Source organism: Mesorhizobium sp. M1406 (genome assembly GCF_040317555.1).
Classification (GTDB): Bacteria; Pseudomonadota; Alphaproteobacteria; order Rhizobiales; family Rhizobiaceae; genus Mesorhizobium.
Map to the genome: position 1 here is coordinate 34,917 of NZ_JAMYKW010000041.1, position 14,220 is coordinate 49,136.

15 protein-coding genes are annotated in these 14,220 nt (G+C 64.3%); 3 read left to right on the top strand and 12 right to left on the bottom strand.

All coding sequences use genetic code 11. The features are described from left to right. Positions 1-50: 50 nt before the first annotated feature. Positions 51-191 (bottom strand): hypothetical protein, encoded by a 141-nt coding sequence (locus tag NKH03_RS25535; protein WP_352971360.1) that lies wholly within the window; start codon positions 189-191, stop codon positions 51-53. 197 nt (positions 192-388) lie between these two features. On the opposite strand from NKH03_RS25535, the gene NKH03_RS25540 reads away from it, so the two are divergent. Then, positions 389-2,263 (top strand): DEAD/DEAH box helicase, encoded by a 1,875-nt coding sequence (locus NKH03_RS25540; protein WP_352971363.1) that lies wholly within the window; start codon positions 389-391, stop codon positions 2,261-2,263. On the opposite strand, the gene NKH03_RS25545 is transcribed toward NKH03_RS25540, so the two are convergent. Beyond that, complete coding sequence (locus tag NKH03_RS25545; protein ID WP_352971364.1) at positions 2,260-3,666, bottom strand: glycosyltransferase; 1,407 nt, start codon at positions 3,664-3,666, stop codon at positions 2,260-2,262. The genes NKH03_RS25540 and NKH03_RS25545 overlap by 4 nt on opposite strands. A 152-nt stretch (positions 3,667-3,818) precedes the next feature. Here NKH03_RS25545 and NKH03_RS25550 point away from each other — a divergent pair, with 152 nt between their 5' ends. Both NKH03_RS25550 and NKH03_RS25555 read left to right on the top strand, forming a co-directional pair. Next, positions 3,819-4,556, top strand: a complete 738-nt coding sequence (locus NKH03_RS25550; RefSeq protein ID WP_352971366.1) for a DUF805 domain-containing protein — start codon at positions 3,819-3,821, stop codon at positions 4,554-4,556. A 71-nt stretch (positions 4,557-4,627) separates the two neighbouring features. Next, complete coding sequence (locus NKH03_RS25555; RefSeq protein ID WP_352971369.1) at positions 4,628-5,284, top strand: DUF805 domain-containing protein; 657 nt, start codon at positions 4,628-4,630, stop codon at positions 5,282-5,284. Here the strand turns inward: NKH03_RS25555 and NKH03_RS25560 are convergent. From NKH03_RS25560 to NKH03_RS25605, 10 genes are all read right to left on the bottom strand, one after another. After that, the gene (locus tag NKH03_RS25560) at positions 5,274-5,762 is read right to left on the bottom strand and encodes a GNAT family N-acetyltransferase (RefSeq protein WP_352971371.1); all 489 of its coding nucleotides are present in this window, start codon (positions 5,760-5,762) and stop codon (positions 5,274-5,276) included. The two genes, NKH03_RS25555 and NKH03_RS25560, sit on opposite strands and share 11 nt — an antisense overlap. Before the next feature lie 4 nt (positions 5,763-5,766). Beyond that, positions 5,767-6,870, bottom strand: a complete 1,104-nt coding sequence (leuB, locus tag NKH03_RS25565; protein ID WP_352971373.1) for a 3-isopropylmalate dehydrogenase — start codon at positions 6,868-6,870, stop codon at positions 5,767-5,769. Positions 6,871-7,148: 278 nt separating this feature from the next. Beyond that, positions 7,149-7,499, bottom strand: a complete 351-nt coding sequence (locus NKH03_RS25570; RefSeq protein ID WP_352971375.1) for a VOC family protein — start codon at positions 7,497-7,499, stop codon at positions 7,149-7,151. Between the two features lie 11 nt (positions 7,500-7,510). Beyond that, positions 7,511-7,894, bottom strand: coding sequence for a RidA family protein (locus NKH03_RS25575; protein ID WP_352971377.1), 384 nt, complete (start codon positions 7,892-7,894; stop codon positions 7,511-7,513). Positions 7,895-8,227: 333 nt separating this feature from the next. Continuing rightward, the gene (locus NKH03_RS25580) at positions 8,228-9,145 is read right to left on the bottom strand and encodes an Ivy family c-type lysozyme inhibitor (protein ID WP_352971379.1); all 918 of its coding nucleotides are present in this window, start codon (positions 9,143-9,145) and stop codon (positions 8,228-8,230) included. Between the two features lie 73 nt (positions 9,146-9,218). Continuing rightward, positions 9,219-9,824, bottom strand: a complete 606-nt coding sequence (leuD, locus tag NKH03_RS25585; protein WP_352971380.1) for a 3-isopropylmalate dehydratase small subunit — start codon at positions 9,822-9,824, stop codon at positions 9,219-9,221. A gap of 219 nt (positions 9,825-10,043) precedes the next feature. After that, positions 10,044-11,210, bottom strand: a complete 1,167-nt coding sequence (locus tag NKH03_RS25590) for an NAD(P)/FAD-dependent oxidoreductase (protein ID WP_352971382.1) — start codon at positions 11,208-11,210, stop codon at positions 10,044-10,046. A gap of 28 nt (positions 11,211-11,238) precedes the next feature. Continuing rightward, positions 11,239-12,840, bottom strand: coding sequence for an ATP-binding protein (locus NKH03_RS25595; RefSeq protein WP_352971384.1), 1,602 nt, complete (start codon positions 12,838-12,840; stop codon positions 11,239-11,241). Next, positions 12,831-13,523 (bottom strand): response regulator transcription factor, encoded by a 693-nt coding sequence (locus NKH03_RS25600; RefSeq protein ID WP_352971386.1) that lies wholly within the window; start codon positions 13,521-13,523, stop codon positions 12,831-12,833. The genes NKH03_RS25595 and NKH03_RS25600 overlap by 10 nt, the downstream gene beginning before the upstream one ends. A gap of 3 nt (positions 13,524-13,526) precedes the next feature. Next, positions 13,527-13,889: a hypothetical protein gene (locus tag NKH03_RS25605; protein ID WP_352971389.1), complete on the bottom strand. Its 363-nt coding sequence runs from the start codon at positions 13,887-13,889 to the stop codon at positions 13,527-13,529. Positions 13,890-14,220: the final 331 nt, after the last annotated feature.

Sequence of the window (14,220 nt, forward strand, 5' to 3'; positions counted from 1 at the left end):
GGTTTCAACCCCCGGGCCGGACCCGGGAGAGGGTGGTTAGGCCAAGGGAATCAGACCGTTTTGGTGGTCGTTTTGGCCAAGAACGCGGTTTTGCTGCTGAAACGAGGAGACGCGCCGACGCGCCCGGCCCAATGATGTGCATCGTGGCCGGGGAAATCGAATGCAAGAACCGCCATCAAAAGGCCGCGCATCGAAACTATCCTGTTCGGTGCCGGCTTTTACGCGGTTTGCGTCAAGAGTCAATTGCCGAGCGACCTCGGTTTCCCGCGCACCCTGTACAATGGCGGCTGCGCGAAGTACGAACGAGCAAGATTGTTTTGGCTGGCGCGAGGTCGGCCCCGGCATGTGCTCCATGATGAGCGCAGACCCTAAATTCCGAAAGAGTAAGATGTCCAACTTCGAAGCACTTGTCCCAGCGCTTGCCAGGGCGCTGGAAAAACGCGGCTATTCCGAGCTGACGCCGGTACAAAAGGCGGTTGTTGCCCCCGAACTCGGTGAGGCCGATGCGCTGGTGTCGGCACAGACCGGCTCCGGCAAGACGGTAGCCTTCGGCCTTGCCCTGGCTCCGACCCTGCTTGACGGCGCGGAGCGCTTTGGCCACGCCGCCGCACCGCTGGCGCTGGCCGTGGCGCCGACGCGCGAACTGGCGCTGCAGGTGACGCGCGAGCTGGAATGGCTCTACGAGCTGACCGGCGCCACGGTGGCGTCCTGCGTCGGCGGCATGGACATGCGCTCGGAGCGGCGTGTGCTGGAGCGCGGCGCCCATATCGTCGTCGGCACGCCCGGCCGGCTGCGCGACCACATCACGCGGCGCTCGCTCGACATGTCGGCGCTCAAGGCGGTGGTGCTCGACGAGGCCGACGAGATGCTCGACCTCGGCTTTCGCGAGGACCTCGAATTCATCCTCGACGCCGCACCCGCCGAGCGCCGCACGCTGATGTTCTCGGCCACCGTGCCGCGCTCCATCGCCACGCTCGCGCAAGGGTACCAGCGCGATGCCGTGCGCATTTCGGCCGCCGGCGAGGAAAAGCAGCATCTCGACATCGAATACCGGGCGCTGAGCGTCGCCCAGCCCGACCGGGAAAACGCCATCATCAACGTGCTGCGTTTCTACGAGGCGAAGAACGCGCTGGTGTTCTGCAACACACGTGCCGCCGTCAATCATCTGACCGCGCGCTTCAACAACCGCAACTTCTCTGTTGTCGCACTGTCCGGCGAGCTCAGCCAGAACGAGCGCAGCCATGCCTTGCAGGCCATGCGCGACGGCCGCGCAAAGGTCTGCATCGCCACCGATGTGGCGGCGCGCGGCATCGACCTGCCCAACCTCGAACTGGTCATCCACGCCGACCTGCCGACCAACCCGGAAACGCTGCTGCATCGCAGCGGCCGCACCGGCCGCGCCGGGCGCAAGGGCGTCAGCGCGCTGATCGTGCCCAACAGCGCCCGCAAGCGCACCGAACGGCTGTTGCAGAACGCCGGCCTCAAGGCGACATGGGCGAGCCCCCCCTCGGCCGATGACGTCATGCGGCGCGACGACGAACGCATCCTCGCCGATCCGGTTTTCGACGAGTCGGTGAAGGAGGACGAGCGCGGCTTCATCGACGCGCTGCTCGCCAAACATGGCGCCGAACAGGTGGCCGCCGCCTTCGTGCGCCAGTGCCGCGCCAGCCGCTCGGCGCCCGAGGATCTCATGGAAATCGCGCCGTTCACGCCATCGCGTGAAAGACCGGCGGGTGAAGGTTTCGCACGCCGCGACGAAGCGCCCATCCGCCGCGACGATTTCGGCGCCAGCGTCTGGTTCTCGCTGTCGATCGGACGCCGGCAGAGCGCCGAACCGCGCTGGCTGATCCCAATGCTCTGCCGCACCGGCAGCATCAGCAAGCGCGAGATCGGCGCCATCAAGATGCAACCGGAAGAGACCTTCGTGCAGATCGCCGCCGACTGGGCCGACCGCTTCCTGGCCGCGATCGGTCCCGACCGCAAATTGCAAGGCAACATTCTGGTGAAGCGGTTGGACGGCCAGCCCGACCTGTCGCGCGCGGGCTACCAGGCTCCGAGCCCCGACAAGAAACCACATCGCGGCAAAGGAACGTTCGACCCAACCGCGCCGAAGCGGAAATTCGAGAAACGCGCACCGGCCTCAGCCGATCAGCGTCCGGCGACCGCGCATGAGGCAAAGCCGTGGGCGAAAAACCCGGGCAAGCCGAAATTCGACAACACAGGCGCGCCAAAGTACAAGAAGGCGAAGAAGCGGCCTTCCTAAAACCTTGATCGGCGGGACGCGCTGGCCTGCAGGCCTGCCTTGATGGCGGCCCAGCTTGCCGTCGCCGGTGTTGGCCGATGGTTTTGGGCGATGCGCCCCACCAGCGAGGAACGCCACGCATGGTCCTCCGCCATCTTGCGGATCGCCGCATACCAGCCTTGCTGGTCCTGCGAATCGATTGCCGGCATCAGGCCGCCGCTCGCCTCGATCAGCGACGGCGCCGTCGAGACGATGACAGGAATGCCGAAGTCGAGGCATTCGGAGGCTCCAAAGCCCCAGCCTTCGATATGCGAAGGAAAGACGCCGAAAGAGGCGCTGCGATAGTATCGGATGAGCTCCTCATCGCTGATCAGCCCGGTGAACGTGACTTGCTCGAGCAGCTTAGGATGGGCCTTGAGAAAAGCGCGCAGCGGCTCGATCATCCAGCCCCAGCGCCCGGCGCAGACGAGCCTCGGCAGCTTGGCGCCTTCGTCAAGCGCCTGCTGCCAGATCCGCGCCAGCAGGATGTGGTTCTTGCGGACTTCGATGGTCGAGCAATAGAGCACGAACGGCTCGGCGACTTCGATGCGCGAAGTCTTGCCGGCGCGCGATGCCGTCTCGTGCAGGATGGAGGGCATTGGAAAACGATACACGACCGGCGCGGCGATTCCGGCTTTGCGCATATGATCGGTCAGCGTGGCACCGACTTCGTCGGAGGCGCAAAACGCCGGCGCGCCGGAGCGGACGAGGTGCTCGAGATAGGATCCGAAGCGGGTCTCGCGCGTGCCCGCACCGAGCAGGTCCGGGCGCAATGCCGGGATGAGATCGTGGCAAAGGAAAGCAACGTCGCCGGCGCCACCCGAGACGGCGGATCGGTCTTCCGAGGTCAGGATGTGATGGCTGATGAGCACCGGACCCGGCTCCGCCCGCGCGGCAAGGGGCTCAGCCTCCAGTCGCAAGCCCAACCCGACCCGCCGGTACAGGCGATAGGCGAAGATCAGCAGCCTTGTCGCCTGGAACCCAATTCCCTTCCTGCCGTTGGTCACCGTCCTGGCGAGGTGACGGTCGGTATCGCGCTTGCCCCACGGATATTGCCTCACCGCCTCGAAAGCTTCCGATAGCGCTATGCGTCTTCCCGGCCATTTTTTGACGCGCCAAGGCGAGATCTCGCCCGTCGCGACATGCTCCTGTTCGAAAGGCGCCAGAGGCCGAAACCGGCCCGACCTGAACGCCACCACCTCCACGCGAGGGTCGGGATCGGCCAGGGCCGCGTTGATGAGAAAGCTTTCCACCCGTGGGATGCCTGCCAGACCCTCGCCGGGCGGCCAGAACATCAGGCCGGTGGCATCGATGGCCAGTCTCGGAGGCCTTGTGACCTCTTTGTCCTCAGTCACGACGCTGGCATCGGAACGCTCGACTGTCATTATCTGCTTTTGGGTCTGCCTTTGGCGAAGGCGGTTGCACTTGATGTCTTATGCTTCATTTGCCGCCTAGACGGTAGCCATGCTGCCCGGTCTTGCCCATCGGCTCGGCAGTGTGCCACACCTTGGCCGGGACGTGGCGAGAGGGGTGGCCTATGCGCGGCGAAGTGCTTCATTATGACGAGGAGCAGGCTTTTGATGACGAGGAGCAGGCTTTTGGCTTCATCACCGGAGCCGATGGCAACCGCTATACCTTCACCCGCGAGAGCCTGCGCCGGCAAACCGCCATGCCCAAGGGCACGGTCGTCGAGTTCCAGCCGGGTGGCGGCCAGGCGCGCGACGTCTTTTCGATTGGCGCCCAGACCGTCACCGAGGCCCCGACCCCGAAGGCCGGAATCAACACCGCATCGACTCAAGCCGGCAACGCACCGGCAGCTTCCGCTTTCCAGGCGCGGCATTTCGGCCGCTCATCAGAGCCAGCCGAGCCCACCGATCTCTGGGGCTATTTCTGGCGCGGCGTGACGCAGAACTATTTCAATTTCGCCGGCCGGGCCCGCCGCAAGGAATATTGGGGCTATTTCCTGTTCTGGGTGGTCTCGCTGCTGATCATCGGCGGTATCGGCCTTTTCGCCGACAACGAAATGGGCAATTTCGACAGCAGCGTGTCGGCGGCTGTAACCGTTGGCCTTTGCGGCACCTTCGTGCTGGTGACCCTCCTGCCCAGCCTCGGCATGACCGTCCGCCGCATCCATGACATCGGGCTTTCGGGCTGGCTTTATCTGGTGGTGCTCATCCCGACCATCGGCAGCCTGATCATCCTGGTCTTCGCGCTGATCCCGACGCAGGCCCGGGAAAACCAGTGGGGGCCGGTGCCCACGGGCGTCCGAGTTTGATCTGGCGTGCATATTGCAATCTATCGCAACCCTGGATAGTATTCTCATCGCGGCATGGATGTGGGTAGGGCATGCGGGGCGCGGTGCTTCACTACGACAAGGATCAGGACTACGGCTACATCAATGGAGTCGACGGCAAGCGTTACTTCTTCGTCCGTAACGATCTGAATCAGGGGGCGGCCCTCGTCAGCGGCACCCTCGTCGAATTCCAGCCGGATGACGGCACGGCGCGCAATATCGTGGCCGTGAGTTCGACCACGATCTCGTCATCCCCCGGCGGCCAGCTCGGCCGTACCGACGAAAACCAGTCCACTCGTTCCACGGGACTGTGGGCATACTTCGGGAACACGGTGAGCCTGAACTATTTCAATTTCAACGGACGCGCCCGCCGCAAGGAATTCTGGGGCTTTTGGCTATGCTTTAATCTTGTGCTGGTGACGCTGCTTGGCTTCGGGATACTCGTCAATCTGGCCATCAACGGCTTCGGCATCAATGCGGGCAGGACGTCGATCGGATTCCTACCTGCCGTTGTCTTCCTCCTGGCATTCGGCCTGCCGTGGATCGCGCTTACCGTGCGGCGTCTTCACGACATCGGCCTGAGTGGCTGGCTTGTCTTGATCTGCTTCATCCCAGTTATCGGCGAAGCGGTCTTGTTGGTCTTCGGGCTGATCGAGTCCCAGGTGGGCGAAAACCCCTGGGGCCAGGTGCCGGCAGGCGTCAGGGTCTAGGGGCGATCGCCTTCAAGTCGTCGTTCGAAAGCCTGAGAAATACCTTCTGGCCGTGGCGTTGGGCGCCGAGCCGCTCGTAAAAACGCAACGCGCCCTCGTTCCAATCTTCGGTGGTCAGGTCGATACGGCCAATACCGTGGCTGAGGCAATGATCTGCGAGAAAGCCGATCAGCGCTCGGCCGACGCCGGCGTTGCGGATGTTGTCGCGCACGAACAGGTCCTTGAGGAACAGCAGCCGCTCAAGATCGATACCTGGATGTGCGATCGCCACCGACGCCAAGCCGCTGACCTCGCCGTCGACGAAGGCGAGCGCGAAATGCGGATAGGCCGGGCTTTCCTCGCCAAGCCATTTGCGTGCAGCAGATAGGGCCCGGTCGGCATCGAGAGGCGGCTGCCGGTAATGCTCCGCCATCTCGCACAGTATGGCCGCGAGTGCCGCGGCGTCCTCGATCGTCGCCCAGCGGACGTCGACCGCCATAGGATCAGCCCAGGAATTTGGCGATGATCGCGTCGCCCATCTCGACAGTGCCAACCTCGGTCATGCCGGGGGAGAAAATATCCTTGGTGCGCAGGCCTGCGTCGAGCACCGCGGCGATCGCGCCTTCGACACGGTCGGCCTCATCAACCATGCCGAAGGAATAGCGCAGGCACATGGCGAAGGAGGCGATCATGGCGATCGGGTTGGCAATGCCCTTGCCGGCAATGTCGGGCGCCGAGCCGTGCACCGGCTCGTACAGCGCCTTGCGCTTCTTGGTCTTCACATCAGGCGCGCCGAGCGAGGCCGACGGCAGCATGCCGATCGAGCCGGTCAGCATGGCGGCGATGTCGGACAGCATGTCGCCGAACAGATTGTCGGTGACGATGACGTCGAACTGCTTCGGCCAGCGCACCAGCTGCATGCCGCCGGCATCGGCCAGCATGTGGTCGAGCTTGACGTCTGAATAGCGCGCCTTGTGGGTCTGGGTGACGACTTCGTTCCACAGCACGCCCGACTTCATCACATTGCGCTTTTCCATCGAGGTGACGTGGTTCTTGCGGGTGCGTGCGAGTTCGAAGGCGACGCCCGAAATGCGCTCGATCTCGAACGTGTCGTAAACCTGCGTGTCGATGCCGCGCTTCTGGCCATTGCCGAGATCGATGATCTGCTTCGGCTCCCCGAAATAGACGCCGCCGGTCAGCTCGCGCACGATCAAGATGTCGAGACCCTCGACCACCTCCTGCTTGAGCGAGGAGGACGCCGCAAGTGCTGGATAGCAGATGGCCGGGCGCAGATTGGCGAACAGCTCCATGTCCTTGCGCAGGCGCAGCAGGCCGGCTTCGGGGCGCACCTCGTAGGGCACGGCGTCCCATTTCGGACCGCCGACGGCGCCGAACAGCACCGCGTCGGCCGCCATTGCCTTTGCCATGTCTGCATCGGAGATCGCCGCGCCATGCGCGTCGTAGGCGCACCCGCCGACCAGGCCCTCGTCAGTGGAGAAATCGCTGCCGAGCTTGTCGTTCATGACGGCGATCAGTTTCTTGACCTCGGCCATGGCCTCCGGACCGATGCCGTCGCCGGGGAGCAGGAAAAGATGCTTCGTTGCCATGGAGAACCGTCCCAGAAAGAATTTGAACCGCGGCCTTGCTAAACGCCAGGCGGCCCGTGCGCAAGGGGACGAGCGCCGAGATCCTTCACACCCCCCTCTGCCCTGCCGGGCATCTCCCCCGCAAGGGGGGAGATCGAATGTTACTTCGGCCTTCGCCAATCGTTGGCGTGGAAATGGGTAGGACGACGAAACTGCCAATCTCCCCCCTTGCGGGGGAGATGTCCGGCAGGACAGAGGGGGGTGCTGTCCCGCCAGCGTCGGGGAGTCCTGTGGCCCGGCTACCGATGCGAGAGAATGTTGACCAGCCGGCCGAACGGATCGCGCACATAGAAGCGCCGCACACCCCAGGGCTCGTCGGCCGGTCCGTATTCGATGGCGAAGCCGGCGGTCTTCATGGCATTGAGCGCCGCATCGACATCGTCGACCTCGATCGAGAGATCCGGCACCGGCGTGCCGGAGCCGCCTTGCGCCATGAAGCTGACCTGCACCTGCATCTTTTCATCGGAACCGTAGGTGGCGATCCAGCCAAGGTCCATCAGCACATCGAGGCCGAGCACGTCCTGGTAGAAGCGCTTCGCCGCGGCGATATCAGGTGTCTCGATGTTGGCGACGATACGCCGGACTTTCATCCGCCCGCCTTTCATGCCGTGCGCCGCAACGCCGTCACTTCGATCTCGATCTTCATTTCCGGTCTGTTGAGCTGGCAGACGATCATCGTCGCCGCCGGCCTGATGTCGCCGAACGTCTCGCCGAGGATCGGGAAGACCATATCCACGAAGGCCTGGTCGGTGATGTAGTAATGCGCCCGCACCACGTCGGCCATTTCGAAGCCGCCGTCTTGGAGAGCCTTGCCGATCGTCGCCAGGCAATTGCGCGTCTGTGCTTCGACCGTATCCGGCATCGTCATCGTCGCATAGTCGTAGCCGGTCGTTCCGGACACGAAACACCAGTCGCCCTGCACCACCGCGCGTGAATAACCGGCGGTTTTTTCGAACGGCGAGCCGGTGGAGATCAGTTTTCGCATGGGTGTCCTCACAGAATTGTGGCGGCCATTCTGCAGGCAAGATGCCATTCCGGCCATGGGCCAACGCAGAGGGATCGGCGGTGCAAACCTCAATGCCGGCGGGGCAGCACCCCCCTCTGGCCTGCCGGCCATCTCCCCCCGCAAGGAGGGAGATCGCATATCATGAATGCTTTCGCCAATTACCAACGTTGCAGAGATGGCAGAGCGCCGAAGCTGCCAATCTCCCCCCTTGCGGGGGAGATGCCCGGCAGGGCAGAGGGGGGTGTGAAGGGTCACGGCGGACAATTCCTTTCCGCAACACGACGACGGTGCGGCCGCCGTCGCGCAAAATACCTAATTCGCCGACCCCTGCGCCTTGTCCAGCGCCTCCTTCACATCGGCCGGCCATGTCGCAACCGGCGGCCAGGCGTTCGGCTCGGCATCGTCGCCGCGGCGGGCGAAATAGAGTTTGTGCTTGGCCGGGTCGACCGCCATGAAACCGTCATTGCCGCCGCAGTCATGCGGCACGCAGCCGCTGGCGTAGAAGGCGCCCGACGCTGTCTTTTCCGTGCCGCCGCCGACCAGCAGGCTGGTCGCCATGTCGGGCATGTCCTTGCCCAGCAGCTTTTCGGCTTCCTTGTAGACAGCCTCGTTGTGGAAGGCGTCGATGATGTTCTGGTACTTTTCCGGATCGATGTCCTTCCAGTCCGTGCCGGGTTCCGGCATGTAGCTCAGATTGCCCGAAATCGTCAGCCCGTCCGTCGGCGACCACTGCAAGGCCGGCTTCTGATCCCCCGGCAACAGATAGGGCACGAAATAGATGGCGTTGTCGGACACCGCCGATGGCGGCGCACCGCACTGGTCCTGTTCGACCGTGGTGCTCTGGATGGTGCCGCCTTCCGGCTTCCAGACGATCACTGTCGCCGGCCCGCATTGATTGCCGCCATCGCCGACATCGAACAGCGCCACCTTGACGCCGCCGACCTCGACTATTCTGTCGAAGAAGACGTCATAGTTGGTGGCCAGCTGCTTGCCGTCGAAGACAAGCACCTTCTCACCGTCCTGCTCCGGTTGGGTGATGGTCAGCTGGCCGCCCTCGAATGGCACAGGCGCCTGTTTGTCGTCATCCGAAGCGTCGGCGGCGTCTGTCCCCTGATCCGTGGCAGGCTTTTCGGCCGCCGGCGCGGCGGGCGTCTGTGTCTGGGCGTGGCCCACGGCAGTCAGCAGAAGAAACGCCAGCCCGCAGGTGCCGGCAAGAAGCGAACGAGTCATGACCGTCCCTCCACTCAGTCGCAACGAACCCGGCTTGAAAGCAGCCGGGGCCTATCCGCCTGGAGCGTGCCGCTCAGGCCCACGGGCGCTGTTCGGCGTTCTTCTTCTCGAACGAAGCGATGGCGCCGGCCTTCTCCATGGTCAGGCCGATGTCGTCGAGCCCGTTGAGCAGGCAGTGCCGCTTGAAGTCGTCGAGGTCGAACGTGACCACGCCGCCATCCGGTCCGCGGATTTCCTTGGCTTCGAGATCGACCGACACCGTGGCGTTGGAGCCGCGCGAAGCGTCGTCCATCAGCTTCTCGAGATCCTCTGGGCTGACGGTGATCGGCAGGATGCCGTTCTTGAAGCAGTTGTTATAGAAAATGTCGGCGAACGAGGTCGAGATGACGCAACGGATGCCGAAGTCGAGCAGCGCCCACGGCGCGTGCTCTCTGCTCGAGCCACAGCCGAAATTGTCGCCGGCGACCAGGATCTGCGCCTTGCGATAGGCCGGTTTGTTGAGCACGAAATCCGGATTTTCCGAACCGTCGTCATTGTAGCGCATTTCGGCGAACAGGCCGGTGCCGAGCCCGGTGCGCTTGATCGTCTTCAGATAATCCTTCGGGATGATCATGTCGGTGTCGACATTGACGATCGGCAGCGGAGCGGCGACGCCGGTGAGCTTGGTGAATTTTTCCATGGCTTTTGCCCGTATTTTCGTTGCGGGGGAATTTGCTGACGCCGGTTTACACAAAGCCGGCGGCAAATAAAAGGCAACTGTTTGTGCGCGGTGACGCAAGCCACGATGGATGTCACCCGAAATTGGCTCCGGTTTTCGGCCGCAAGGAGTCACCTGACTTGCAACAGCCTGAGACGGGAAGGATCGCTTCGGAACAGGTTCAGTTCCGCAACACCTCGCTCAAATCACATTCAATTCCCGGAACGCCCGCCCTTCCGCAATCCGGTCATAGCCGAACGCGGAACAATCCACCGTGCGATAACCCCCATGCACGATCAGCTCGGCCAGCGCCTTGCCGACCGCCGGCGCCTGCTGCAGGCCGTGGCCGGAGAATCCGTTGGCGAACAGGAAATTGCCGACCTCGGGATGCGGGCCGATCACCGCGTTCTGGTCGAGTGTGTTGTAGTCGTAGTGGCCGGCCCAGGCCCGCGTCGGCTTGATCGCTTCGAAGGCTGGAATGCGGGTCGCCAGCACCGGCCAGATCACCTCTTCGAACAGCGGCCAATCGACCTCGAAATCCCCGGGGGCGGCCGGGCCGTCACCCTCTTCCGATTCGGCCCCGCCGGTGAGATAGACCGAGCCTTCCGGGCGCACATAGATACCGGAGGGATCGACCAACAGCGGCATGTCGGCATATTTCTCGCGCGCCTCGAAAACGAAGACGTTGCGCTTGCGCGGCTCGACCGGCAGCGCCAGCCCGGCCATCGCAGCGACCTTGCCGGCGTTCGGCCCGGCGGCGTTGACAGCGATGCCGGCCTCCAGCGTCTGGCCATTGTCGAGGCTGACGCTGGTAACGCGGTTGCCGTCGCGCGCAATGCCGGTGACATCAGCGGTGATGAAATCGATCTTCTTCTCGCGCAGCGCCTTGCGGAACAGCATCAGCATCGCGTGCGCGTCGAACCAGCCCTCGCCTGTCCGGCCATAGGCGCCGGCGGTGATGCCCTCGGCCGACAGCCACGGGAAGCGGCGCACCAGCTGCTCCGCGTCCTCGAGAACGATGTCGGCGCCCTCGGCCATCTGCGCCTCGTGATTGCTCTTGAGGATCGGCAAGCCGTCCTCGCCGGCCAGGATGAGATAGCCGCCTTCGCGAAAGCCGATATCGGCGTCCGCGCCGAACTCTTCCTTCAGCCGCCGGAACAGCTTTAGCGTGAACTGCGACAGGCGGATGTTTTCGGGGATCGAGAATTGCTGGCGGATCGAGGCCATGGACAGCGTCGTTGCCGCGTGGGCGAACCGCGGATCGCGCTCGATCAAGGCGATCGAGCCGGAAAACCCTTCCTCGCGCAGATAATAGGCGACCGAGGATCCGACGATGGCCCCGCCGATGATGACGATGTCGTAGCGCACTTTTTTCTCCGATCCTCTGCCCGCGTCCTCACGCGACCGGCAAGATGATCTCGAAGCGCGTGCCGCGCTCGGAGTCAACCAGCGCGATCATACCATCATGCGCTTTCAGGAGGGCCAGCACGATGCCGAGGCCCATGCCGGTGCCGCCGGTAGAGCGCCGCGTGGTGAAGAACGGCTCGAAGATGCGCGCCCGGTTGCTCGGCGAAATGCCGGCACCGTCGTCACCGACCTGAATGGTTGCCTTGCCACCGGCGCTCGCTGCCGTGACCGAAACCTGCGTCGCGCCGTGCCTGGCGGAATTGTCGATGAGATTGGCAAGCACGATTGCAGCGTTCTCCGCCGATATGCGCAAAGCCAGATCGCCGCCGGCCTCGACGCGAACCGCCAGCCTGTTGTCGACGGGAAGCAGCGCCAGTGCCGCGCCAATCGAGGTGCTTTCGCCGCTCGGCGCAAGGTTTTCGGCGCGCGCCAGGTCAAGCAGGCGCCGCACCAGCAGATTGAGCCGCCCCGCGTCGGTGACGATGTTGTTTGAGAAACGCCGCCGCTCCGTATCGTCCATCGCGCTGTCTGAATCGCGCAGCAGCTCGGCCGCGCCCTGGATCGCCGTCAGTGGCGATTTGAGCTCGTGCGAGACATGGGTGGCAAAAGTCTGGATGGAGTCCGAGCGCGCCTGCAGCTTTTCGGCCATGTCGAGGAAGGCGGCGGACAGCTCCGCCATCTCGTATGTGCCGTGGTGGTCGAGCGGCCGGATCGCCGCGCGGTCGCCGGCTGCGATGCGCTCGGTGCGGTCGATCAGCGCGTAGATCGGCCGGCTGACGGTGCGCAGGAAAACCAGGCCGATGAGCAGCGTGCCGCCGAGAATGGCGATGGCCGCCAACGTCACCTTGCCGCGCTCGCCATAGAGATGTTTTATGATGTTGTTGGGCGTCCGCGACACATAGACGACGCCGGCGACCCTGCCATCGACGGCCACCGGCAAGGCGACGAAGACACGCACCTTGGTGCCCCGGCTGACCGAATAGAGCGGCGGCGCCGGCTGGTCGGGGATGCGCAGCCGCAGCGCGCTGGCGTGGCGGCCGCTGAGTGCCTCGCGCACCTCCTCGACCGCGCCAAGCGACTGCCCGACCTCGCCGCGTCCGGCAATGACGACGCCTCGGGGGTCGAGCAGCCGGAAGCCGGCCAGCGTGGTTTTCTGCGTGGCGTCGAGAACGCCGGACAGGCGTACCCCGATCGCCGCGAAGGCGGGATCGGCGGTTGCAGCCACCGCCGCCGGCCGGGTCGGAAGCACATAATCCGAGGCCAGATCGAGCCGCGGCTCGATCGGCCTGTACAGCGGGTCCAAATCGGCAGTTCGGCTTGAACTCCCACCCGCCCGCGGCATCGGTGCGCCGAGTTTGTCCGGTGCAATGCCGGCGTCGCGCACTTCCCGCGCATAGATGGCGGCGATGGCCGCCCCTTGCGCGATCAGCTCCGCCTCGGTCTGGCGGATCAACTGGTTCTCGTAGAGCCGGAAGAAGAACAGGCCGACCAGTGGCAAGGCCATCACCATGATCAGGATGGCGACGACGACCGTGGCGAGGCGAGGCCGCCATTTGCGGCCGATCCATTTTCGCGAAGTCGTCAGCCGCATCGGCCGAGCCGGAAGCCGACGCCATGCACCGTCTCGATGGCATCCAGGCAACCCACCGCCGCCAGCTTGGCGCGGATGTTGCGGATATGGCTGTCGACGGTGCGGCCGGCGACATGAATGTTGCCTGCATAGGCACTGGCCATCACCGCGTCGCGGTCGAGCACATGCGTCGGCCGCGCCAGAAACCCTTTCAGGATCGAGAACTCTATCCCTGTCAGGGCAAGCGGCTTACCGTCGAAGCTGGCGGCATGGCTGGCAGGTACCAGGGCCAGTTTGCCCTGCGCGAACTGCCTGTCGTCGGCCGGTTGGGGCGACGCCGGGCGGGCGCGCCGCAGGATGACGTTGACGCGAGCGACTAGTTCGCGCGGGCTGAACGGTTTTGTCACATAGTCGTCGCCGCCCATTTCGAGGCCGAGGATGCGGTCGATCTCCTCGTCACGCGCCGACAGGAACAGCACCGGCACATCGGATGTGTGCCGCAGCCGCCGGCAGACCTCCAGCCCGTCCATCTCCGGCATGCCGATGTCGAGCACGATCAGATCAGGTGCCCGCCGTCCGATCGCCTGCAAAGCGGCGGCACCGTCGGCCACCGCCTGCGTCCGCATGCCGGCCTTTTCCAGCGCAAAGCAGATCACCTCGCGGATATGCGGATCATCGTCGGCGACGAGGATGTGATGCGGCATCGATCAGCGGCCCGGCAGGTAAGGTTCGATACGGTGAGGAACCACGAACGGCCCCTTGCTGTCGAGATACCCGAGCAGCCGCCAGTCGCGAAAGCTCCAGGCCCGCCAGTTCTGCTGGAGGGTACGATACCAGCCTTCGTCGCTGCCGCGCACACCAGGATGGCGACACCAAGGCGGCTGCAATAGCTCGGCGCGGCAGCGAACAACGATGTCATGACCTGGCTTTCCTGATGGCTCCCAGCCGGATTGCCGACGGGCTCTGCGGGCAAAGGGGATGAGGATCACCGTCGCGCGCGGCTGATCGACCAGCCACCATCCTTCGTTGCGCAGCCGGTAAGGCAGAGGGGGTTTTTCTCGCTTGTGCATGCCGCCTGTCTCGCAGGCCGGCTGGGAAACGGCAGGGCGGATCCGAGGAGGTTTTCCCCAAGCGTGTGCAGTTTTCGTGCAGGGCCTGCGCTTCAGGGCTGGTGCGCTGCGCACATCCTTTCCAAACGTTGGCGCCGCCCCTCACCTGCCTGCCGGCATCCTCTCCCCGTAAACGGGGCGAGGGGGGCTGGCCGCAGCGCTGGCGCCTTTTCCGCAAGGTTGGCTATTGGCGAAATCGACGGTGAGAGCTGTCCAGCCGATAGATGGGTAACAGTTTGAACCGGATACATAGGTAACAGTTTTCCCCCTTATGATTGGTTCGTCGGCGCGC